The sequence below is a fragment of the Gordonibacter sp. RACS_AR49 genome, from assembly GCF_030418435.1.
GTDB lineage: Bacteria > Actinomycetota > Coriobacteriia > Coriobacteriales > Eggerthellaceae > Gordonibacter > Gordonibacter urolithinfaciens.
Genome location: NZ_JAIUDM010000001.1, coordinates 964,666 through 985,619, shown reverse-complemented (window position 1 = coordinate 985,619; position 20,954 = coordinate 964,666). Strand labels below are relative to the sequence as shown.

The 20,954-nt window shown below is 63.2% G+C and carries 18 protein-coding genes; 8 read left to right on the top strand and 10 right to left on the bottom strand.

Going from position 1 to position 20,954, the window contains the following annotated elements; all coding sequences use genetic code 11:
- Positions 1-428 precede the first annotated feature (428 nt).
- Both LB310_RS04185 and LB310_RS04180 read right to left on the bottom strand, forming a co-directional pair.
- Complete coding sequence (locus LB310_RS04185; RefSeq protein ID WP_278806868.1) at positions 429-1,226, bottom strand: MerR family transcriptional regulator; 798 nt, start codon at positions 1,224-1,226, stop codon at positions 429-431.
- 43 nt (positions 1,227-1,269) lie between these two features.
- The gene (locus LB310_RS04180) at positions 1,270-2,496 is read right to left on the bottom strand and encodes an MFS transporter (RefSeq protein WP_367316799.1); all 1,227 of its coding nucleotides are present in this window, start codon (positions 2,494-2,496) and stop codon (positions 1,270-1,272) included.
- 315 nt (positions 2,497-2,811) lie between these two features.
- Between LB310_RS04180 and LB310_RS04175 the strand changes: the two genes are divergently transcribed.
- The 5 genes from LB310_RS04175 (at position 2,812) to LB310_RS04155 (ending at position 6,437) form a co-directional block, all read left to right on the top strand.
- Positions 2,812-3,108 (top strand): type II toxin-antitoxin system RelB/DinJ family antitoxin, encoded by a 297-nt coding sequence (locus LB310_RS04175; RefSeq protein WP_278806865.1) that lies wholly within the window; start codon positions 2,812-2,814, stop codon positions 3,106-3,108.
- A complete protein-coding gene (locus LB310_RS04170; RefSeq protein WP_278806864.1) occupies positions 3,095-3,385 on the top strand; it encodes a type II toxin-antitoxin system YafQ family toxin in 291 nt (96 codons plus the stop codon). The genes LB310_RS04175 and LB310_RS04170 overlap by 14 nt, the downstream gene beginning before the upstream one ends.
- A 334-nt stretch (positions 3,386-3,719) precedes the next feature.
- A complete protein-coding gene (locus LB310_RS04165) occupies positions 3,720-4,130 on the top strand; it encodes a helix-turn-helix transcriptional regulator (RefSeq protein WP_301154579.1) in 411 nt (136 codons plus the stop codon).
- Between the two features lie 398 nt (positions 4,131-4,528).
- Positions 4,529-5,911, top strand: coding sequence for a phosphoadenosine phosphosulfate reductase (locus LB310_RS04160; protein WP_278806863.1), 1,383 nt, complete (start codon positions 4,529-4,531; stop codon positions 5,909-5,911).
- Complete coding sequence (locus tag LB310_RS04155) at positions 5,901-6,437, top strand: ParB/RepB/Spo0J family partition protein (protein WP_278806862.1); 537 nt, start codon at positions 5,901-5,903, stop codon at positions 6,435-6,437. Before LB310_RS04160 ends, LB310_RS04155 begins: the two co-directional genes overlap by 11 nt.
- Before the next feature lie 138 nt (positions 6,438-6,575).
- Here the strand turns inward: LB310_RS04155 and LB310_RS04150 are convergent, their stop codons facing one another.
- Both LB310_RS04150 and LB310_RS04145 read right to left on the bottom strand, forming a co-directional pair.
- Positions 6,576-6,944, bottom strand: coding sequence for a hypothetical protein (locus LB310_RS04150; protein ID WP_278806861.1), 369 nt, complete (start codon positions 6,942-6,944; stop codon positions 6,576-6,578).
- 33 nt (positions 6,945-6,977) lie between these two features.
- A complete protein-coding gene (locus LB310_RS04145) occupies positions 6,978-7,514 on the bottom strand; it encodes a phage integrase SAM-like domain-containing protein (RefSeq protein WP_301154578.1) in 537 nt (178 codons plus the stop codon).
- 460 nt (positions 7,515-7,974) lie between these two features.
- On the opposite strand from LB310_RS04145, the gene LB310_RS04140 reads away from it, so the two are divergent.
- Together LB310_RS04140 and LB310_RS04135 are read left to right on the top strand one after the other, a co-directional pair.
- A complete protein-coding gene (locus LB310_RS04140; protein ID WP_087191196.1) occupies positions 7,975-9,327 on the top strand; it encodes a magnesium transporter in 1,353 nt (450 codons plus the stop codon).
- A 3-nt stretch (positions 9,328-9,330) separates the two neighbouring features.
- Positions 9,331-10,719: an Nramp family divalent metal transporter gene (locus LB310_RS04135; RefSeq protein ID WP_278806860.1), complete on the top strand. Its 1,389-nt coding sequence runs from the start codon at positions 9,331-9,333 to the stop codon at positions 10,717-10,719.
- A gap of 158 nt (positions 10,720-10,877) precedes the next feature.
- On the opposite strand, the gene LB310_RS04130 is transcribed toward LB310_RS04135, so the two are convergent.
- Positions 10,878-11,351: an Rrf2 family transcriptional regulator gene (locus tag LB310_RS04130; RefSeq protein WP_041239157.1), complete on the bottom strand. Its 474-nt coding sequence runs from the start codon at positions 11,349-11,351 to the stop codon at positions 10,878-10,880.
- Between the two features lie 350 nt (positions 11,352-11,701).
- On the opposite strand from LB310_RS04130, the gene LB310_RS04125 reads away from it, so the two are divergent.
- Positions 11,702-12,406: a 5-formyltetrahydrofolate cyclo-ligase gene (locus LB310_RS04125; RefSeq protein ID WP_341461061.1), complete on the top strand. Its 705-nt coding sequence runs from the start codon at positions 11,702-11,704 to the stop codon at positions 12,404-12,406.
- Between the two features lie 142 nt (positions 12,407-12,548).
- Here the strand turns inward: LB310_RS04125 and LB310_RS04120 are convergent, their stop codons facing one another.
- The 5 genes from LB310_RS04120 to LB310_RS04100 all read right to left on the bottom strand — a co-directional run bounded on the left by LB310_RS04120 (position 12,549) and on the right by LB310_RS04100 (position 20,890).
- Complete coding sequence (locus LB310_RS04120) at positions 12,549-14,207, bottom strand: Na+/H+ antiporter NhaC family protein (protein ID WP_278806859.1); 1,659 nt, start codon at positions 14,205-14,207, stop codon at positions 12,549-12,551.
- Between the two features lie 184 nt (positions 14,208-14,391).
- Positions 14,392-15,393, bottom strand: a complete 1,002-nt coding sequence (locus LB310_RS04115) for a YdcF family protein (protein WP_278806858.1) — start codon at positions 15,391-15,393, stop codon at positions 14,392-14,394.
- 479 nt (positions 15,394-15,872) lie between these two features.
- Positions 15,873-17,411 carry a sodium:solute symporter gene (locus LB310_RS04110; protein ID WP_278806856.1) on the bottom strand — a complete coding sequence of 513 codons (1,539 nt, stop codon included), beginning with the start codon at positions 17,409-17,411 and terminating at the stop codon, positions 15,873-15,875.
- Positions 17,412-18,362: 951 nt separating this feature from the next.
- Positions 18,363-19,604, bottom strand: a complete 1,242-nt coding sequence (locus LB310_RS04105; RefSeq protein WP_087191191.1) for a phenylacetate--CoA ligase family protein — start codon at positions 19,602-19,604, stop codon at positions 18,363-18,365.
- A 302-nt stretch (positions 19,605-19,906) separates the two neighbouring features.
- Positions 19,907-20,890: a diguanylate cyclase gene (locus tag LB310_RS04100; RefSeq protein WP_087191190.1), complete on the bottom strand. Its 984-nt coding sequence runs from the start codon at positions 20,888-20,890 to the stop codon at positions 19,907-19,909.
- Positions 20,891-20,954: the final 64 nt, after the last annotated feature.

The following is a 20,954-nucleotide window of genomic DNA, read 5'->3' as shown; positions in this document are numbered from 1 at the left end:
ATCTGCCTTATCTCAATCCTCCCATCAACCATAATCTGCTCCGTTCCTCACAATTCAGTTCCATCGCTTGGTAACAGGCATCGGCGCTGCACGACGCCATGTATGCCTTCGTCGCAATTATATAAAGGGAATGGCAGGTAAAATGTCGCTCGCAACGCAAAGACGCGCGCTCATATTCTCTGATACCCCCCCCCATCAGGATGAAGGCTAGTGTTAACCTGATTAAAATACCCATTTGAAGAAGCGAAATATTCAAAAATTTTCCATATTGATCAAGCGAGGCCATGGTGGATCTTTACGATATCCGTATGAGAAGCACGCGAGTTTCGCGCCGAATCCGCGTCGGCCTTGCGCAATTTATTATCTCCCAGCACGTAAGCAAGGGAAGAGAAGGCATAGGCGAATCATCGTGAAAACGACCCGGTTTTTCACGATGCGGCGCGCCGGACGATACCGAAGGCGAATCGCTCTATCCTGCCGTACACCTCGATCTGCACCTCGTTGAGAAGGCCCCTCTCCAGCGCATCAACCGCGGCATCGTACAGAAGGCGCGGCGAGCGCGATCCCGCGCGAGCCCCGACGCCCCGCTTTCCGGCCTGGGCGAGCAGGAAGTCGGCGATCTCCTCGCAGAACGCCTCCCCCTCGCTTACGGCGCCCTCCACGTCGTCCTCGCCCGAGGCTTCCGAGAGGGCCATGATCCGCTCCCCCAGATCGACGTAGCGCTTCGTCAGGGAGCGCTCGTCCAGGAACCTTCCCAGCTCGAGCCGCACGCTCGACAGGTCGCCGTCGAAATCCAGCGCGCCCATCAGCAGCAGCTCGTCTCTCTCCAGGGACAGAAGCCTCTCGCCCGCCCCGAGGCGCTGCAAGGCCAGAAGATGGTCGGCGAAAGCCTCGGGCTCGTCCCCGCGCGCGTTGCGCGAGCGCAGGGCCCTGACCGTCCTGAGCTTCCGCCTGATGCCCGCCTCGGCTTCGGCCAGATCGGCTTCCAGGCGCGCCAGCGCGCAGTCAGCCCGCCCCTCCTCGGCTATCAGCGAGCGGATGGCCCCCAGGGAGAAGCCGAGGTCGGCGAAGCGCCTTATGCGGAGCAGCAGCACAAGGTCCTCGACGCGGTAGTCGCGGTACCCATTCTCGCTCCTCGGCGGTTCCGGGAGCAGCCCGATCCTATGGTAATGGCGCAGGGTCTTGACCGTCACGCCGGCAGCGCCCGCGATCTCTCGGCTTCGCACGACCGTCCTCCCTTCCCGTCGAGCGTTTCGTCGGCACGGGCCATTATATGCGCCTCATGGTCTTCATCGAAAGCGCGAACACGGCCAGCGCGGTCCAGGAGGCGATCAGGAGCAGGGAGGCCGCCCTCAAACCGAACGCCGTCACCATGGCGGAGCACAGGAACATCGACGCGGGCGACGCCGCCAGGTACAGGGCGTTCTGCGTCCCCAGGACCGATCCCCGGTCAACCTCCGGCACCGAGTCGAAGACGAAGAAGTTGAGCAGCGCCGCGAGAGGCCCCGCCGAGAAGCCCAGCACCGCCGCGCCGGCGATCATCAGAGGCAGGTCGGGCAGCAGGCCGATCACCGCTATCCCGCAGCTCATGCCCAGGAACGAGAGCACGTACCAGAGCCGCCTGCTCAGATCGAGGGCGAAGCGCGTGTAGACGAGGGACCCGACCAGCGTGCCGAGCGAGCACGCGGACGTGACGAAGCCGACGAGCTCCGGCGTTCCCATCGACGAGTAGTACGCGGGCAGAACCAGCCCCTGGAAGCCCCCGACCGCCATGACGAGCAGCAAGGCCAGCGCGACGGAGGACAGCAGCAGCCGGTCGCCCCGCACGAGGAGGGAGAAGCCCCGTCCCGCATCCCTCAGGGCCTCCCGGAGAAGAAGGCGGGGAGCGCGCCCCTTTCCACGGGAGGGCAGATGCGCCCCTCCGACGCCGCGCGGGACGGTCAGCATGGCCAGCACCGCCAAGACGGAGAGGCCGGAGGTGATCCACAGGGCGTTGATCGGCCCGAAGGCACCCATGGCTATCGCGGCGAACGCGGGGCCGACGACGGTCACGACGCTCTCCACCGTCTGCTGCACCCCGACGAACGACTGGAGATCCCGCCGATCGCGCTCGGCCACTGCGGGAAGCAGGGTGTCGCGGGCCGTCATGCCGGGCACGTCCCCGACGGCTCCGAGCACGCCGAACAGAACGAACCAGCCGAAGGAGAGCCCTGCGACGGCATCGACCACGGGCAGGGCGGCGACGCAGGCGGCCGACACGAGATCCGACGCCACCGCCACGTCCCTGCGGTTCAGGCGGTCGAGGAGCGCCCCTCCCAAGATGCCGGCCAGCACCTGGGGGACGGCGCAGATCAGGGCGAGGCATCCGGCAGCGAGCACGTCGCCCGTTCTCGAAAGGAGGACGAGGGGCATGACGACCCCGGCGACGGAGTTCCCCATGAGGGACGCTCCCCCCGAAACGATGTAGCGCGCAGACACGCCCGGCCTTCTCACCATATCCTCCTTTCCACTTGGGTTTCATCCCCATGGAAAACCATGACCTTGGGGCGGGGTCAAGGCACCCTTGGCGAGATCGGGCCATCTCCAATGAAATGCCGCCTTCCAGTCTTCTTGGGAAGAGCAGATTCGTCAAGAATCCCGCAGCGCACCGCTTCTCGAACGTCCCAGCCTCGACGGTCGAATCCTTGCCCATGGCGGTTTCGCAGTTTCGCAATTGCGAAGATGCGCTGTTGCGAATGGTTGAATACAATCAATCGGTTGTGATACAATGTATATACGCTATATATACATCATTACCGAAAGGAGAATGCTATGGCATCCGTGACGTATCCCATACGGGTCGACGATGCGCTCAAGGGCGATGCGGCGCGCGTCGCCGAGTATTACGGCTTCGACCTCGCCAGCGTCACGAGGGCCTTCTGGAAGCAGATGGTCCGCACCGAGAGCATCCCGCTCACGCTGCGCAGTGAGGAGCCCAACGAGGAGAGCCTGGAGGCGATCAGGGAGACGGAAGAGATTTTCGCGGCCTACGAGGCGGGCGAGCGCAAGGGCTTCGACAGCGCCGAGGCGATGTTCGCCGCGATAAGGAACGACGATGCTGAGGCCTGATTACACCCCGGCGTTCAAGCGCGATACCAAAAGAATCATCAAGTCCCACCGCAGCATCAAGCCGCTCGAAGAGGTCGTATCCCTCATTCTCGAGAACACCCCCGAGTCCATATCGGAGCTGAAAAGGCGCCACAACATGCACACGCTGTCCGGCAAGTGGTCGGGCAGCAACGAATGCCACGTGTGCAACGCCGGAGATTGGCTTCTCGTCTGGAGCGTGAAGGGTGATCTGGCGGTCATGCAGAGAACCGGAACGCACGACGAGCTGTTCAGATAGGCTATCGGAGCCGAGGGGAAACCCTCTTCGATTCCCTCTCGGCCATCCGCCGAACCAGCTTCGTCTATCCCGGAGGCTGCTGGCGGCCATGGAAAACCCTGTGCTGCGCTCCGGGTTTCCCACAACCGCACGACCGTTCCGCGCCTTCAAGCGTCTCCGTGTGGAAAACGCTGCGCGTTTACCACACTCCGACCGGTGCTCCCGCTCCACTTCGTCGGTTTTTATTTATCAAATGGAAGGAAGAAGGCGCGAGGCCGCCACGCCGGAGCGTCGGGAACCGCCCGCAGGCGCGACATGGTTCGCCCTGTGCGGAATCCTTAGAGAAGGAAAATCCTTGAATACCGGAGACTATAGACGCCTTACCCCGAAAGAGCTCGGGCGTTACATGCGCTACTACCGCTCCAAGGCGGGAATCACCGCGAAGGGGGCGGCCGAGGTCATCGGGAAGACGTACCAGGCCATATACCGCTACGAAAGCGGGGCCACGTCCCCAAGCCCGGTCGACATGTTCCGGTTGCTCGCCTTCTACGGGGTCGCCGAAGACGACGCCTTCACCGAGCCTTGGGAGATGGTCGACAACCCTTCGCGCGTCAAGGCGGCGGGCTCGCTGCGGGCGCAGGAGCTGATGGAGGTGTTCGCGTCGCTCGGCGACCAGGAGCAGAAGGTCGTCATGCAGGTGGCGCGCCTCGCCAAGAAGAGCATGGGGGAAGACGGCTCGAAGCCTGGTTGCGGCGAGCTGGAATAAGCGCCTGGCGCCCGAGGGCGGCGTGGCGCCACGGCCACGTCTCGGTTCTCTGCGAAGATGCGAAGATGCGCAATCCCGCAATATAGCAGTTTTGCATATGCGCTATCACTATCAAAGATCGCGCAGAAAGCAGAGCAGCCGCCGAGTGACCTCGACGGCGTTTTTACCTATCCAGTCGCGATGAGATGTCTTCGTGCGTGCGAGGAATCGCTTGTTCGAAAGCGCGCGCTCGCCCCGCGAGGCGATGCCAGCCATATCGTCGTCCCGCATGCCAGGATCATCTGCCGACAAGGCCTCAGGCCCTAAATCGATGAAACCGTAGATTAACGATGCCGATAGGTCAGTTTTTATGGCAATCAAAACTATTTTATGCTAAACGTCTAAGGGAGCTTTCGCGAATGCGCCGCGCAAGCCGCAAAACGGCATCCAACGGCATCGACCATATGATCAGAAGATACACCGAACAAAACGTTTTCGAAGCGCTGCAGGACCGTCTTCGGTTCGTGTTCGAAGAGTTCGACAACGTATTCGTGTCATTCTCTGGAGGCAAGGACAGCGGCCTTCTGCTCAACCTGGTGCTCGACTTCAGAAACAAGCACTTCCCCAACAAGATCGTCGGCGTGTTCCATCAGGATTTCGAAGCGCAGTACTCGGCCACGACCGAGTACGTCGAGCGCACCTTCGACAGAATCGAAGGAGAAACGGAACCCTACTGGGTGTGCCTGCCCATGGCCACGAGAACCGCCCTCAGCAGCTACGAGATGTTCTGGTACCCGTGGGACGACGAGAAGGAGGACGCATGGGTTCGTCCCATGCCCGAACGCCCTTACGTCGTCAGCCTCGAAAAGAACCCCATCGAAACCTATTGCTACAGGATGCACCAAGAAGACCTCGCCAAGCAGTTCGGAAGATGGTACCGGATGGCGCACGGCGGCGGAAAAACGGTCTGCCTGCTCGGGATCCGCACCGACGAATCGCTGCACCGCTACAGCGGAATACTCAACAAGCGCCACGGCTACGAAGGGAAATGCTGGATCACTTCGCAATTCAAGGACGTTTGGGCCGCAAGCCCCCTTTACGACTGGTCGGTGTCCGACGTCTGGCACGCAAACGCGCTCTTCGGGTACGACTACAACCGGCTCTACGACCTGTACCACATGGCGGGCCTCTCGCCCGATCAGATGCGAGTCGCCTCCCCCTTCGGAGATTCGGCGAAGGACAGCCTCAACCTCTACCGCGTGATCGATCCCGAAATATGGGCCAAGCTCGTCGGACGCGTGCAGGGTGCGAACTTCGGCGCAATCTACTGCCGCACCAAGGCCATGGGATATCGAAACCTGGAACTCCCCAAAGGGCACACGTGGAAATCGTTCACGTTCTTCCTGCTCGAAACGCTCCCCCGCCATCTGCGCGAAAGCTACGTGCGCAAGTTCAAAACTTCGATCGAGTTCTGGTACGAAACGGGCGGAGGCCTGAGCGAAGAGGTTATATCCGAGCTCTTGGAGCACGGCTACCGCATAAGGCGCAACGGCGTTTCCAACTATACCCTTCGCAAGAACTCCCGCATCGTGTTCGAGGGCGATCTCCCCGACCACACCGACGACGTGAAGAGCACCAAAGACATCCCCAGCTGGAAGAGAATGTGCTACTGCATCCTGAAGAACGACCACAACTGCCGCTTCATGGGATTCGGGCTGACGCGCGAGCAGCAAAGGCGCGTCGATGCTCTCAAGCGCGAATACCGGGCGGTAATCGGAAAGCGAGGAGAGAATGGAGCCTAGAAGCCCTGTATACAACATAATCGCCGTACCGATCGAAAAGGTGAAGCCGAATTCGTACAACCCGAACTCGGTGGCTCCACCCGAACTCGATCTGCTTTACGACAGCATCAAAGAAGACGGCTACACCATGCCCATCGTGTGCTACTTCGACGAAACGGGCGACGAATACGTGATCGTGGACGGATTTCACCGCTACCGCGTCATGCTCGAGCACCCCGACATCCACGAAAGGGAGAACGGCATGCTGCCGGTATCCGTGATCGACAAGCCGCTCGACTGCCGCATGGCATCGACGATCAGGCACAACCGCGCACGGGGATCCCACAACGTCGACCTCATGAGCAGAATCGTCGCCGACCTTCACGAGCTCGGCCGCTCGGACGCATGGATATCGAAGCACCTCGGCATGGACAAGGACGAGATCCTGCGCCTCAAACAGATTACGGGGTTGGCGGCCCTGTTCAAAGACGCCGAGTTCGGCGCATCATGGGTTCCCGAAGAAGACGCCGAGAATCCCCGCTCCTGAGAAAGGGCGCGAATTCTCGAACTCCTGATAGCACGACAGATAAGACAGATAAAAGTCTAGTCATCGAACACGGGGTGGTAGCTCGCGCGCCAACTCGTCTTCCCTCGCTGCACGAGGGAATCCCTGACGTAATGCACCTCAGTCACCACTCAGCTGAAGAAGCATCGAGAAGAACGCGCTCAGCCCGACGACCTTGGCGACGGCATTGAACTCTCGAGCCATCGCCTCAGGGAAGATGTCGAACAACCGGTCGCCAGCGCAGGCGCGCCCCTCGCGACGGGATACCGCATAGGCCAGATCCAACTTCTTGCGCGTCACAAGAGATGTTTCGAATGTTCGCGGTTTCGCATAGGCGACAACCTCCCCATGCTCGGGCGATATGTGCCACACAATGCGTCCCGCTGCGAACCCGCAGTCGAGATCGCCCCATTCTAAGGCGGCAACCTGGCATGCCATCGCACGGGCGTCGACCGCGAGGGATGCAGACAGCCCGATCCTGCCCTGCAAGGAGGACACCATCGAAAGCGCGCGCCCGGCGTCTTATGGCACCGCCCTCTCGCGCAAGCGCTTTTCAAAAAAAAAGGGGGGGGGGCTGACCTCCCTCGCCGGGTTGCTCCTGATTCCGCCCGAAGCCACCGCCGCGTCGAGGGCGGCAGCTATAAGGGAATGCTCCTTGCGCACCGTGTTGGGCGATACGCCTTTTCGCAACCGCGCATCTTCGTAATTGCGAATATGCGAAGGTTCGAGCTCCCGCAAAGGCATGGCGACGATTCTCCGCGAGGCGCGGGCCATCTTGCCCAAAGAGCCACGGTAGCCCTTGGCCGTCAGAGGGGACACCTCCCCTTCCTTCGAGGCGATGTACTCCTCGATCGCCTCGCCCAAGGAGATTGAGCCGTCGCTTATGGGCGACAGGTCGTGCAAGGCCATCCATTCGGCTTCCTCGACGGCACTTTCGCGGTCGGTGCCCGAGAGCATGCGCCTTATCCGAGGAGACAAACTCCCGTCTTCGTTTCTCCACCTGAAATCTGCCCGGTATCGCGATCCGCAGACGGACACGCCGCTCACTTCGTAGCCCATGCGCTCCTCCTAGAAGCCTCGATGATTGATTTTTCGTGTCTTGGTCGACGCCGATGGAATTGGCTCGAAAATTGGCTCGGCAACCTTCTCGGCGCGGCGGAGGCATGGTATCACCCGTTTTTTCGAAAACTTGTGAAATATGGCCGTTTTCCTGCATCATCGTTGCATCTGGGTTTGATTGCATGTATCATACTTAAATCGGCTTTTGCTTGTGGATGGCGTACTTGATGGCGCTACGAATCAGTACGTCGGGGGTTCGAATCCCTCACGGCGCACCATTTCAGCACTTTCATTCCGCAACGACTGGCAGCAGCACGTGCGGTTTTTTTATTGGTCGAGCGAAAGGGACTTTGTTGAAGGTTCGAAAATCGAAACCTCACAGTAAGTAGTCCTCCTTCGATTCCCTTACGTCGGCGGTCGAAGGACGACTGCCTGCGAGCAAACACGTAAGGGAATTCACATGCTCTATCTCTCTCAAATGATGGGAAAGCCCGTCGTCGATGCGACCGGCGAGAAGATCGGCACGATCTCCGACCTGGCCATCTCAACCGGCGAGGTGTTCCCCCGCATCACCAGCCTGGCCTTCCAGGGGCCGGGCAAGGTTCCGTTCATGATCTCGTGGCGCAAGTACGTCGAGGAGTTCGACGAGGACGGCATCAGGCTGTCCGTGCCGGCCCACGACATCCGCTTCAGCTATCTGCAGCCCGAGGAGATCCTGCTGGCGCGCGACCTTCTGAATCGCCAGATCGTGGACACGCAGGGCATGAAGGTCGTGCGCGTGAACGACCTGAAGCTCTCTATCTCGGGCACGCAGCTGCGCCTTTTGGGCGCCGAGGTGGGGGCACGCGGCATCCTGCGCGGCCTGGCGCCGTGGCTCGAGCGCGCCGTGGTGGCCGTGGCGAAGGTATTCGGCAAGCGTATCGACGAGCAGATCATCGCTTGGAACTACATGGACCTGCTCGACCGCGACCTGTCCGAGGTGCAGCTGTCCGTGACGCACAAGCGCCTGGACGAGCTGCATCCCGCCGACGTGGCCGACATCTTGGAGCAGCTTGACCCCCAGCAGCGCGCCAACGTGTTCCAGCACTTGGACGACGCCCAGGCCACCGAGGCCATCTCCGAGATGGAGGACGAGTACCAGGCCGACTTCATCGAGGACTTGGACGACGCCCGTGCCGCCGGCCTGCTGGGCAGCATGGACCCGGACGACGCGGCCGACATCGTGCGCGACCTGTCCTACGAGAAGGCGGAGACGCTGCTGCGTCTGATGGGCGTGGAGGACGCCACCGAGATCCGCCGCCTGCTTGGCTACAAGGACGGCACGGCCGGCGGCATGATGACCACGCAGTTCGTGTCCGTGCACGCCACCGACACCGTCGGCGAGGTCATCGAGGTGCTGCGCGAGCTTCCCGAGGACCACCCTACCGTTCACTACGTCTACGTGCTCGACGAGTACGACGAGTTCGAGGGCGTTCTCAGCCTGCGCACCCTCGTGCTCACCGACGACGCGAGGCCCGTGGGCGACGTCATGTACGAGGACGTGATCTCCGTGCCGCCCGACGAGACGGAAGAGGACGTGGCGGCCGACATCTTCAAGTACGAGCTTCCCGCCATGCCCGTGGTGGACGAGCACAACATGCTGCTGGGCATCGTCACCGTCGACGACGCCTGGGATGCCATCGAAGAGGACGTGAGCGGCGACAAGACGAAGGCCACGGCCCTCAAGGCGGTGGGTATCGTGCTGGCCTCCCTGCTGTTCCTGGGACTGTACACGCTGGTGCTGCTGCAGGTCATCGGCTACGCCGGGAGGTAGGCCATGATGGTGAGGAACCGGGAGGAGCGCGCGGGCCGGGCGCAGCGCGAATGGGGCAGCTTCAAGATGACGAAGGCTGGAGACGAGGGCAAGGCGTCTGCGCGCGCCGTGCCCGCCGATGCCGTGGAGGGGGGCGCCGATCCCGCCCAAATGCCCGCCGAGAAGAAGCCGAGCAAGCTGTGGCTGCTGCTGGCCGCGCTCGGTCCCGGCGTGGTCACGGCCATGGCCGGCAACGACGCAGGCGGCATTTCCACGTACTCCACCGTAGGTGCGAAGTTCGGCTACGCGACGCTCTGGGTCATACCCATCATGTGCGTGCTGCTCATCGTGGTGCAGATGACGGCTGCCCGCATGGGCGCCGTCACGGGCAAGGGCTTCGCAGCGCTCATCCGCGAGCGTTTCGGCATTCGCCTGACCGCGCTGGCCATGCTGGCGCTGCTCGTCGGCAACGTGGCCACCACGTTCTCGGAGTTCGCCGGCATCGCCAGCGGCATGGAGATGTTCGGCGTGTCGAAGTACCTGGCCGTTCCGGTGGCAGCCGTGGCCGTATGGCTCTTGGTGGTGGGCGGCAGCTACAAGCGGGTGGAGAAGGTGTTCCTCGTGCTGTCGCTCGTGTTCGTCACGTACATCGTGGCTGCGTTCATGGCACAGCCTGACTGGGACAATGCGCTGGTCAGCACCGTAGTGCCGCACGTGGTAAGCGACACGAGCTTCGTCTCGCTCGTCATCGCCATGATCGGCACCACCATCGCTCCGTGGATGATGTTCTTCGCCCAGAGCAACGTGGTCGAGAAGGGCGTGGGCGTGAAGGACTTCTTCTCGCAAAAGGTGGACGTGATCGCCGGCACTATCGCCGCGTGCCTCGTGGCGTGGTTCATCATCGTGACCACGGGCGCCGTGCTGTTCCCGCAGGGCATCGAGATAGAATCGGCCGCCGACGCCGCATCGGCCCTGGCGCCGTTCGCGGGACACTACGCCGAGGCGCTGTTCGCCATCGGACTCATAGCCGCATCGTTCTTGGCAGCGTGCGTGCTGCCGCTTACCACGTCGTTCGTGATCTGCGAGGCGTTCGGCTGGGAGGCAGGCGTGTCGTTCAAGTGGAGGGAGGCGCCGCTGTTCAAGAGCATCTTCACGTTCGTGATTGCGTTCTCGGCCATCGTGGTGCTCATCCCGGGAATCGACCTCATGGGGGTCATGCTCACGGCGCAGTTCGTGAACGGCCTCATCTTGCCGGTGCTGCTGGTATTCATGGCCATCATCTCGGCCGATAAGCGCGTGATGGGCGCATACCGCACGCGCCCGGTTTCCCGCGTGCTCATCTGGCTGACCTTGGGCATCGTCACCGTGCTTACGGCAGCGCTGCTGGTCATGCAGATGCTGGGCATCGGCTAGGAGCGCGAGGCCAGGATGGCAATCGGCACTGGGGCCGATGCAGCCTTCCGCAACGGCAAGCTGCACAGGGCGCCTAAGGAGCCCAGGGCAGCGGAATATCGCCGAGCACGCCGGCAGGCGGCATAGACGGCCGACTTACGGGGCGCGTCTTTCAGACGCTAGGCGTTCTCGGCGAGGCGCTTGCCCTCGTCCTCGAGGCGCTCGGCCAGGAAGAGGCGGCGGTTGTCGCCGTTCTTCACGCTTTCGAGCAGCATCTCGATGGTCAGGCTGTCCAGGTAGGCGTCGAAGCTCTCCTCGATAAGCTGGTAGGTCTGCTTCACGCCCTGCACCATGGCTCCGCCCTTGCGGGACGAGCGCTTGGCGCGGGTGGAGGCCTTCGCATCTTCCTCGAGCGCCTTCATGATCTGCAGCACGGTGATATCGGACGGCTCCTTAGCCAGCCGATAGCCGCCGTGCTTGCCCGGCCGCGCCTCGATGAGGCCCGCGTTGCGCAGCAACTGGGCCAGCTGGATGAGATAATCACGCGGTATGGACATGTCCTGCGCGATGTCTTTGGAGGAGCACGTGGTACCCTGTGCGGCCAGGTACAGGATGGCGCGCATGCCATAGTCCGTTGATGCCTTGAATTGCACGATGTCTCCTAACTCGCCGCTGCTTTCGGTAGGCTAAGGTGCCTGCTATAAGCGACTTTCATATATATACGCTAAATGCTCAAACATGTCCCGAATAACACAAAAGACGCCGTAAAACAGCGTCTTTCAAACATGTACGCTCCGAAGACCAGCAGGGCGTTCCGGGACGATTCGAGTGTACCGAATGCAGAACGATTATAGCAAGGTCATTGAGCCGATTGCATAGCAAATCGAATGGAAACGGTTACGTCTACGCAATCTTGACCTGCAGTTATCGACTATCGTTAACTATCTGGGCCATCGAATGCAGCCGTCCATTACCGGCGTTGCCGCGGTGTTATACTGGCGACATGGACGAGAAGAAAAACATGCGCGCAGACGTGCTCGGAAGGCGCGACGCACTGGATGCGCAAACGCGGGCGCACAAGTCCGCGACGATTTGCCGCGCGCTTGAACGATTGGTTGAGGAAGCCTGCGCGCCGGACACCGGCACCGGCAGAACATGCCCTCCCGCCGGTGATTCCGCGGGAGCGAACCAGCAGAGACCGGCACATGAAGTTCGGACATATCGGAACTTCGGCCGCCCGCCATGCATTGCCGTGTACGCCGCCATGCGCAGCGAGGTGGACCTGCAAGCGTTCGTTCACGCCGCCTTCGCGCGCGGGTGGGACGTGTGCTTCCCCTGCATGGTGCGCGCAGGGGCGGATGATCGGGAGCCAAGCCGCATGGCATTCTACCGCGTGCCCCGCGAGCGCCTCGATCAGGCGCGCACGGCATTCCTGGACAGCCCGCTGCGCTGTCTGCCCTGCGCCGCGCTGTCCGACGGAGGCTACGAGGAAGCGGAGCCCGCCGACCTCGATGCAGTGGCGGTGCCGCTCGTAGCTTTCGACGATGCGGGGAATCGGCTTGGCTACGGCGGCGGCAACTACGACCGCCTTCTCCCCCTTCTCCGGGACGACGCGCTGGTCGTGGGCGTGGCCTTCGACGAGCAACGGGTGCCAGCCGTGCCCTGCGAACCGCACGACCGCCCACTTGCCCGCATCGTCCACGCGTAGACGGCGGGGATGCACGAACGGCCGGAATGCCCCCCTCCTGGTTTTTCGTCATTTCGACCGAACCAGTCGGGGCTTCTGAAAAACAGGCCGTGCGCCTCTTCGCGGCGCACGGCCCGGCAAAACAAGCAACGGCAGAGGCGCGCTAGTCCTTCAAAGCCCCGTACCTGGACTTGTTCAGCACCAGCACGGCCGCCACCATGAGCACGGCGCCCACGGCAAGCGAGATCCAAGGATTGCCCGTGAACCCGGCAATGAGATAGCCCACCAGGCAGATCACGGCCACCACCGACGCGTACGGCAGCTGCGTGGCCACGTGGCGCAGGTGGTTGCACTGCGCGCCGGCCGACGACAGGATGGTGGTGTCCGAGATGGGCGACACGTGGTCGCCGTACACCGCGCCGCCCAGCGTGGCGCCGATGGCCACCAGGAACAGCGGGTTGTCGGCGGGGAAGACACCGATCACGATGGGCAGGATGAGCGCGATGGTGCCCCAGGACGTGCCCATGGCGAACCCGATGAACGCGGCCACCACGAAGATCACGGCCGGCAACAGAGCCAGCCCCACGCCGATGCTGTTCAGGAAACCGCTCACGAACTCGCCCGTGCCCAGCAGGTAGCGGCACGTGCCGCCGAGGCTCCACGCCAGCACGAGGATCATGATGGCGCCCACCATGGAGCGCACGCCCTCGGAGATGCCCTCCATGTACCCGGAAAGCGTCATGAGCTTGCGCGGCAGGAACATGATAGCGGCCACCACGAGCGAAACGCACACGCCGATGCACAGGCCGAACACCGGATTCTCGCCCACGGCGGTGGCGAAGTCGACGCCCTTGAAGAACCCTCCCGCGTACAGCATCCCCAAGATGGAGAAGATGATGAGCACCACGATGGGCACGATGAGGTCGAACACGCGGCCCTTCTCGGAGATGGCGATGCCCTTGAACTCCTCCACCGCCGTCTGCGCCGCCTCGTCCAGCTCGTCGCGCTCGGCCACCACCGTCTCCATGTTGAACGGCGGCAGCGTGTCGGCGGCCTCCCGGTCGGAAAGGCCGACGGTCGCCATGGCCTCGAGCGCGCTGTCCTTCGGGGGGATATCCTGCTTGGCGCCCTCGTCTTGGAACTCGGCCTCGGCCACGCGCATGGGGCCGAAGTCCTTCTTGGTGGCGCACATGAAGAACACGAACACGATGGTGAGCAGCGCGTAGAAGTTGTACGGGATGGACTGGACGAACGTGGTAAAGCCTCCCTCGCCCAGGTAGCCGCCCACGGCCACGGCCCACGAAGACACAGGCGCGATGATGCAGATGGGCGCGGCCGTGGAGTCGATGATCCACGCGAGCTTCTCGTGGCTGATCTTGAAGCGGTCGGTCACGGGGCGCATGACCGCGCCCACCGTGAGGCAGTTGAAGTAGTCGTCCACGAAGATGATGATGCCGAGAACCGCCGTGAGGATCTGCGCCATCTTCGCGTTCTTGATATGCGTGGCCACCCACTCGCCGTACGCGCGCGAACCACCCGCTCCGGCAATGACCACCACGAGCGCGCCCAACAACGCAAGGAACAAGAGCAGCGCCCCGTTGCCGGCTATCTGCTCGGCCATCATCTGCGGAACCATGGTGAACGAGTCCACCAGCTGCTCGAACCCGGCGCCGTTGAGGCTGAACTGGTAGATAACCATGCCGGTGAACACGCCGATGGCGAGCGAGGAGTACACCTCCTTCGTGATGAGCGCCAGGGCCAGCGCCAGGATGGGCGGGATGATGGACCACACGCCCGTGCTGATAAGGTCGAAGCCTTCCATATGCGTCCCCTTCAGTCGCATCGGATCCGTCAGCGCCGACGAGTGCGGCGCTCGAGTCATGCGCCCTAGTATACGATATGGAAGCGTCGCGAGCAGCGCGAATACCGCTTTTGCGCCGGCACGGACAGCGGTTGATCGCGGCGCTTGCGGCTTGCGGCCAGGAGGGTGGCCGCAGCTGGGATGCTTAGAGCTGGAGCAGCGCGACGGCGGCGAAGGGAAGCCAGAGCACGAAGATCGCCACGAACGGCCAGCGATGGGCGTTGCTGACGGCCACGAACTCGCGGATGAATGCGGTGGGCCAGAAGTAGCGCGCGGTCTTGCTGCCCACGCCGTCGGCGGCGAGCCCGATCTTGTGCGCGTACTCGGCGGTGCGGAACACGTGGTAATCGCTGGTCACCACGGCTGCGCGGTACGCGCCCGCGCCCGATCGCGCGTCCATGATGGCCTTGGAGTTGCGCAGGTTCTCCATCGTGGTGGTCGAACGGTCCTCCTCGATGATGGCGTCGGCAGGCACGCCGCGCTCCTCGACGAGGTACGTGCGCATGGCCTCCGCTTCCGACACGGCCTCGTCGGCGCCTTGACCGCCCGACCCGATGATGACCGCGCGGCGCCCGTCGGCCTCCCAGAGCTCGACGGCCTTGTCGAGGCGCGCGGCCAGCAGCGGCGTGGGCTTCGTTCCCGACAGGCCCGCGCCGTGCACGACGATGTAGTCGTAGTCGCGGCGCTTCGGCAGTCGACGGTACAGCCATGAATAGAGCAGCAGCGCCGCAAACGTGAACGCCACGTACGAGCCTTCCATCAGCACGAGCAGATACAGCGCCAAAAGCAACGGGGACGCCTGTACAAGCAGGAGAACCGGCCCGCCAACGCAAGCCGTCACGATCCCGAGCGCCAGGAGCCCCGGCAGCAAATGCGACAAGCTGAGCCCCTCGCGCCTCACCACCACGAACGTGTTCGCCGTTAGAAACACGACAAGCGCTACCGTGCCGAAGGGGATAGCGGCGAACCCGATGAGCACGAGCCACGGCAGCTCGAACTGGATGGACAAGCCATAGAGCGCGAACAGGCACAACAGCAGGAAGTACAAGGCGTTGCGGAACTGGCGCGGCTCCTTGCGGTAGTTTTTTATGAACAGGAACCCGAACACCAGCGCGGGAAAGTATATGAGGATCAGCGTGAAGAGCATAGGTGGGCTTCCGACGGGGTACGGGAGGATGAGTGCGGTCATCAGATAGTATAGCGTTCGACGCCCCGCCGTCACCGAATTGTTCCTTTTGGAGCGGCCGGACGCGTGATTCATGCGAGACACGCGTTAACGCGGAGAGCTAAGCAAATGGCGGGCAAATGAGATTCGGGGCGGATTTGGAGCGGAAACGGCCGCAGCGCTCGCGGTCAGAAGCGCTGCGGAAGGCGAATCAACCTCGGAGCGCTCGGCGCAAGGCATCGAGCGCTTCCAGAAAAGCAAATGGCGAGCAAATGAAAAAACGCCGACCACTGCCCGCGACGTCCGCGGGCGCTTCCGCTCCGTGCCCGCCGAACGGATGGTTCTCATGAAGCATCCGTTCGTGCGACAGGCGAATGAGACGGCGCGACCGCGCTCCCAGCCCGAGCATGCCCGCGCTGGGAGCGCGTCTGCCGCCCCTCGCGCGGGGCGGCCGCTCAGCCCTATTCCGCTTCCAGCTCCTGCTCGTACTCGCGGTCGATGGCACCCTCCACGCGCGGCGGGTCCACCTCGAAGTCCACGCGCTTCGTGAACAGGCTCACCACCGGAACGATGACCAGCGACAGCACCATGGCGATGGCGCCGCAATTGATGGGGCTGGCGATGAACGCCGTGCCCACGAACCCGGCGATCATGTTCCCTGTGGTCAGGCCCACACCCACGATGAAGCTGGCCCACACGGCCGGCCGCGAGATGCGCTTGGAGAACAGCCCCCAGAAAAACGGGCCCAAGAACGAACCGGCCAGCGCGCCCCAGCTGATGGACATGAGCTGCGCGATGAACGTGATGGACGAGTTGTACTGCACGAGCGCCAACACCGCCGAGATCACGATGAACACCACCAGCAGCACGCGCATGTACGACAGCTGCTTCTTCTCGCTCATGTTCTTAACGAGGTTGTCCTTGATGAGGTCGAGCGTGAGCGTGGACGACGACGTGAGCACGAGCGACGACAGCGTGGACATGGACGCGCTCAGCACCAGCACGATCACGATACCGATGAGCAGGTCGGGCAGCGTGGACAGCATGGTGGGGATGATGGAGTCGTACACCGGCGTTCCGGCGGCCGTCATCTCCACCTGCCCGCCGTACAGGCGGCCGAACCCGCCCAAGAAGTAGCTGCCGCCGGCCACGATCATGGCGAACACCGTGGAGATGATGGCGCCCTGCTTGATGGCGGGGCCGCTCTTGATGGCGTAGAACTTCTGCACCATCTGCGGCAGGCCCCACGTGCCCAGGCTGGTGAGAATGATGACGCCGATGAGGTCGGGCAGGTTCGGCCCGAAGAAGCTCACGAACGGGCCGGCCATCTCGGACCCCTCGGCTGGAATGAGCGAGAGCGTGGTGATGGCCTCGGTGAAGCCGCCGTTATTCACCAGCACGGCCACGATGACCGCCACGATGCCTAGCAGCATGACGATGCCCTGGATGAAGTCGTTCATGACGGTGGCCATGTAGCCGCCCAGCACCACGTAGATGCAGGTGATAACGGCCATGCCGATGACGCACCACTCGTAGGGCAGCCCGAACGCCATGCCGAATAGACGCGACAGGCCGTTGTAGACGCTCGCCGTGTACGGGATGAGGAACACGAAGATGATGGCCGCGGCCGCGATGCGCAAGCCCTTCGACTGGAAGCGCGCGCCGAAGAACTCGGGCATCGTGGACGCGCCCAGGCGGTGCGTCATCTCGCGTGTGCGCGGGCCGAGCACCCACCAGGCCAGCAAGCTGCCGAGGATGGCGTTGCCGATGCCGATCCACGTGGCGGCGATGCCGTACTTCCAGCCGAACTGACCGGCGTATCCCACGAAGATGACGGCGGAGAAGTAGCTCGTGCCGAACGCGAACGCGGAGAGCCACGGCCCCACGTTGCGGCCGCCCAGAATGAAGCCGTCGACGGTGCCGGTGTGGCGTCGGCAGTAGATGCCCACACCCACCGCCACGCCCACGAAAATGAGCACCATGCATATCTTTTCGATCATTGGTAGTTCCCTATCGTCTCATGCGGGTCGCCCCGCCACGTTCGCTTTACGTTGAGTCCGGGCCGTTGCTCCAGCTTGTTTCACGTGAAACCCTTGCCGCACCATCTTACAATGCGTACAAATGTTTCACGTGTAACTGTGCAGTGGAGAGAAGCCCGCGCAGTGGCGCACATGGCCTTGCCGACAGCGGGCACGTCATGTCGGATTCCGACACGTCGCAGCACCACGGGCAAACCCATGTGCTAGAGGTATCGATAGGAATAATAAGGAAGGGCGCGGTAGGTTCCGTCATCCTGCTGCGCGACCGTGCGCTGCAAGGCAGACGGTGAGAGGCATTCGGAAGCACGCGGAGCGAAGGCGCGGCACACGGCCGCGACGGCCAGCTCGAAACGCCAGCGCTCGTCAACGACTATATGTCCCTTCGCGGAATGCATGCGCATACTTTATCACAGTGGAGCGCTTCAGCGAGCGAAAAAATGAGCAGACCGCCTCGTTTCTCCCGCTAGCGAACGAATGTTTCACGTGAAACATTCGGGGCGCACAGGTTGATCGGGCGGAAGCGCAGCGATCCGCCCATGCGGCCGGAGGCCGCATAACGGGCTCGCAGGTTGAGCAGGGCGCTCGCCAGAGCGCCCTTTCGCGCCGGCAGGCGCGAAAACCACGGGAGAGCCGCCGCCGGCCGCCCGCAGGGCGGCCTTCGCGCCGCAGGCGCGAAAACGGCCGCGCAGGTTGGTTGGCCGGGGCGCAGCGCCCCGGCCATGCGGCCGGAGGCCGCATAACGGCCGCGCAGGTTGGCGTAGTAAGTCAGCGAGGGCGGCTGAGGTGCCCGAGATTCGTGGGATCGCGGAGGCGACGCGTACTTTGGTACGCGAGCTTCTGCGATCCCACGAAGACCGGGTGCCTCAGCCGCCCGCAGCATCGGCTGATTCCGTTTGCCGTAGGCAAACGGAACTAGTACCGGCTGTCGAAGATGCGCTTGGTCTTCTTCTCCGAACGGGGCAGCTCGCCCATGGGGACGCCCTTCGCGTCGGGGGTGCAGCCGCACTTCGCCTTGAAGATAAGCGCCAGCTCCTCCTCGGCGCGGGTCTTCGCCTCGCCGTCGAGCGGGGTCTCGAACAGCACGGTGAGCACGTCCTTGCCGCTGATGTTCTCGATCATCACCTGGTACTCCGAGCTCGTGCCGTCGGTGGCGGCGATAACCTCCTCCACCTGCGCAGGGAAGATGTTGCAGCCCTTCACCTTGAACATGTCGTCGGTGCGGCCGGTGAGCGTATCGATGCGCGGGTGGCGATGTCCGAAGCCGCACGTGCAGTCGCCGGGGATGATGCGCGTGAGGTCGTGCGTGCGGTAGCGGATGAGCGGCGCGCCCTGCTTGCGCAGCGTGGTCAGCACCAGCTCGCCCACCTCGCCGTCGGGCACGGGCAAGCCCGTCGCAGGGTCGACGATCTCCACGTACACGTAATCGTCCCACACGTGCATGCCATGGTGCGCGTCGCACGAGATGCCGATGCCGGGGCCGTACACCTCGGTGAGGCCATAGATGTCGTAGATCTCCACGCCCAGCTCGCCGGCGATGCGGGCGCGCATCTTGTCGCCCCAGCGCTCGGAGCCGATGACGCCCTTGCGCAGGCAGAGCTTGTCGCGGATGCCGCGCTCGGCGATTTCCTCGGCCAGCAGGAGCGCGTAGGAGCTGGTGGCGCAGAGCACGGTGGACTTCAAGTCCTGCATCATGCGCAGCTGTTTCTCGGTGTTGCCGGGGCCCATGGGAATGGCCATGGCGCCCAGGTGCTCGGCGCCCAGCTGGAAGCCGATGCCGGCCGTCCACAGGCCGTAGCCGGGGGTGATCTGGATGCGGTCGGTGTTCGTGATGCCCGCCGTCTCGTAGCAGCGCGCGAACTGGATGGCCCAGTCCGTCACGTCCTGCTGCGTGTAAGGCACGATGACCGGCGTGCCCGTGGTGCCGGACGACGAGTGGATGCGCACGACCTCCTCATCGGGCACGGCCTGCAGGCCCAGCGGGTACACGCGGCGCAGGTCATCTTTCTCGGAGAACGGCAGCTTCTCGAAATCTTCCTGGGATTGCACGTCGGCGAGGTCGATGCCCTCGAACTTCATGGCGTAGAACGGCGAGCGTGCTTTCAGAGTCTTGAACTGCTCCTTGACGAGCGCGAACTGGTCGGTGGTCAGATGCATGGGAGATCCTCGTTTCGTTGGATGGCTGGCGGGGTTGCAGGGGTCGCTTCAAGCTCGCCCACGGCGAGTCTTGAAGCTAGAGCCATCGACCAGCCGAAACCACGGCTGGGAGGAAGACGATGTCGTTCGCGATTACCATGCTTGGTATTCTAGGCGAACGGCCGCGGAAAGCAAAGCCGTTTTTTCGCATGAGGACGAGGCGTCCCTCGCAGCGGTTTGCAAGCACCAGACGAGGCGCATGGAACGCAGCGCCTTCACAGCGCCGCCGCGCTTCGCCCCAGAGCAATCACCGCTACTCTGCCCTACCAGCTGAAGCGCCCCTTGCCGTTTCGCTTGCTGGCGTAGAGCGCCTTGTCGGCGGCGTGGTACAGGTCGTGGAACGACTGGCCGCGCGCGACGGACGCCAGGCCGATGGAGCAGCCCAGCTTCACGCGCCCGTCCGACCGCTCCGTCCAGCGCTCGATGAGCGTGCGCGCCTTCGCCTCGGCCTGCGCGGCCGTGAGCGGGCACTCGGTGAACGCGGCGAACTCGTCACCGCCCATGCGCCCCACGTACGCATCCCGTGCGAACACGTCGGAGAGCACGTCGGCGAACTCCACGATGACGCGATCTCCCTCGGGGTGCCCGAGCGTGTCGTTCACCAACTTGAAGTCGTCCAGGTCGATCATGAAGAACGTGCTGTCCGCGCTGCCGCGCGCCAGGGCCTCGCTCACGTAACCTTCGAAGGCAACGTGGTTGAACAGGCCGGTCATTGAATCCATCTCTGCGCGGCGCTCGAGCGTCTTGGAATATGCGAGCGCGGCGTTCGCCTGCTCCGTCACGGTCTTGGGGTAGTACTCGTCGCGGCGCTGGTCGACGTTGGGTGTCGAATGGTGCAGGTGGGCAAGGAGCCAACGGTCGCCTTCGCGGCGGAACACCATGCTGAAGCGCGTGTCCATCTCCACGAGCAGCGGCTTGGGCTTGCTGGGTTTCTCGCGCACCCACAGCGTGCCGAACACGATGCAGCAACGCTCGTCGAGCGGACGAGCCTCGTAGTAGTCATCGAGTATCTCGAAGGTTATGTCCTGGGCCTCTTCCTGGTCGCGCTCGAGGCCGGCCATGAACGCCGGGAGGCTGGGGTACATCTCGTGCTTGCCCGTGCCGATGAGCGAGAAATCGCTTTGGAAGAGCGAGTCGAAGATGAAATGGACGCCCTCCTCGGTGGGCTCCAAGAGGTAGGCGTGCCAGAGTGCCTTGGTCAGCTCGACGGCCTCGTCAAGCCATGCACGCTCCATCGTCTCGTCCATGTCGTCCCTCGTTCCGGTTCGGATTCGGCATGCCGCCCCTGCTTCACCGTTCAGTATAACAGGG

What these genes read in the sequence shown, in the direction of transcription:
- LB310_RS04140 (WP_087191196.1), top strand. Translation starts at nt 7,975, where the DNA reads ATGCTCTATCTCTCTCAAATGATGGGAAAGCCCGTCGTCGATGCGACC.
- LB310_RS04105 (WP_087191191.1), bottom strand. Translation starts at nt 19,604, where the DNA reads ATGCATCTGACCACCGACCAGTTCGCGCTCGTCAAGGAGCAGTTCAAG.
- LB310_RS04170 (WP_278806864.1), top strand. Translation starts at nt 3,095, where the DNA reads ATGCTGAGGCCTGATTACACCCCGGCGTTCAAGCGCGATACCAAAAGA.
- LB310_RS04160 (WP_278806863.1), top strand. Translation starts at nt 4,529, where the DNA reads ATGCGCCGCGCAAGCCGCAAAACGGCATCCAACGGCATCGACCATATG.
- LB310_RS04135 (WP_278806860.1), top strand. Translation starts at nt 9,331, where the DNA reads ATGATGGTGAGGAACCGGGAGGAGCGCGCGGGCCGGGCGCAGCGCGAA.
- LB310_RS04100 (WP_087191190.1), bottom strand. Translation starts at nt 20,890, where the DNA reads ATGGACGAGACGATGGAGCGTGCATGGCTTGACGAGGCCGTCGAGCTG.
- LB310_RS04155 (WP_278806862.1), top strand. Translation starts at nt 5,901, where the DNA reads ATGGAGCCTAGAAGCCCTGTATACAACATAATCGCCGTACCGATCGAA.
- LB310_RS04110 (WP_278806856.1), bottom strand. Translation starts at nt 17,411, where the DNA reads ATGATCGAAAAGATATGCATGGTGCTCATTTTCGTGGGCGTGGCGGTG.
- LB310_RS04180 (WP_367316799.1), bottom strand. Translation starts at nt 2,496, where the DNA reads ATGGTGAGAAGGCCGGGCGTGTCTGCGCGCTACATCGTTTCGGGGGGA.
- LB310_RS04115 (WP_278806858.1), bottom strand. Translation starts at nt 15,393, where the DNA reads ATGCTCTTCACGCTGATCCTCATATACTTTCCCGCGCTGGTGTTCGGG.
- LB310_RS04175 (WP_278806865.1), top strand. Translation starts at nt 2,812, where the DNA reads ATGGCATCCGTGACGTATCCCATACGGGTCGACGATGCGCTCAAGGGC.
- LB310_RS04120 (WP_278806859.1), bottom strand. Translation starts at nt 14,207, where the DNA reads ATGGAAGGCTTCGACCTTATCAGCACGGGCGTGTGGTCCATCATCCCG.
- LB310_RS04145 (WP_301154578.1), bottom strand. Translation starts at nt 7,514, where the DNA reads ATGGGCTACGAAGTGAGCGGCGTGTCCGTCTGCGGATCGCGATACCGG.
- LB310_RS04125 (WP_341461061.1), top strand. Translation starts at nt 11,702, where the DNA reads ATGGACGAGAAGAAAAACATGCGCGCAGACGTGCTCGGAAGGCGCGAC.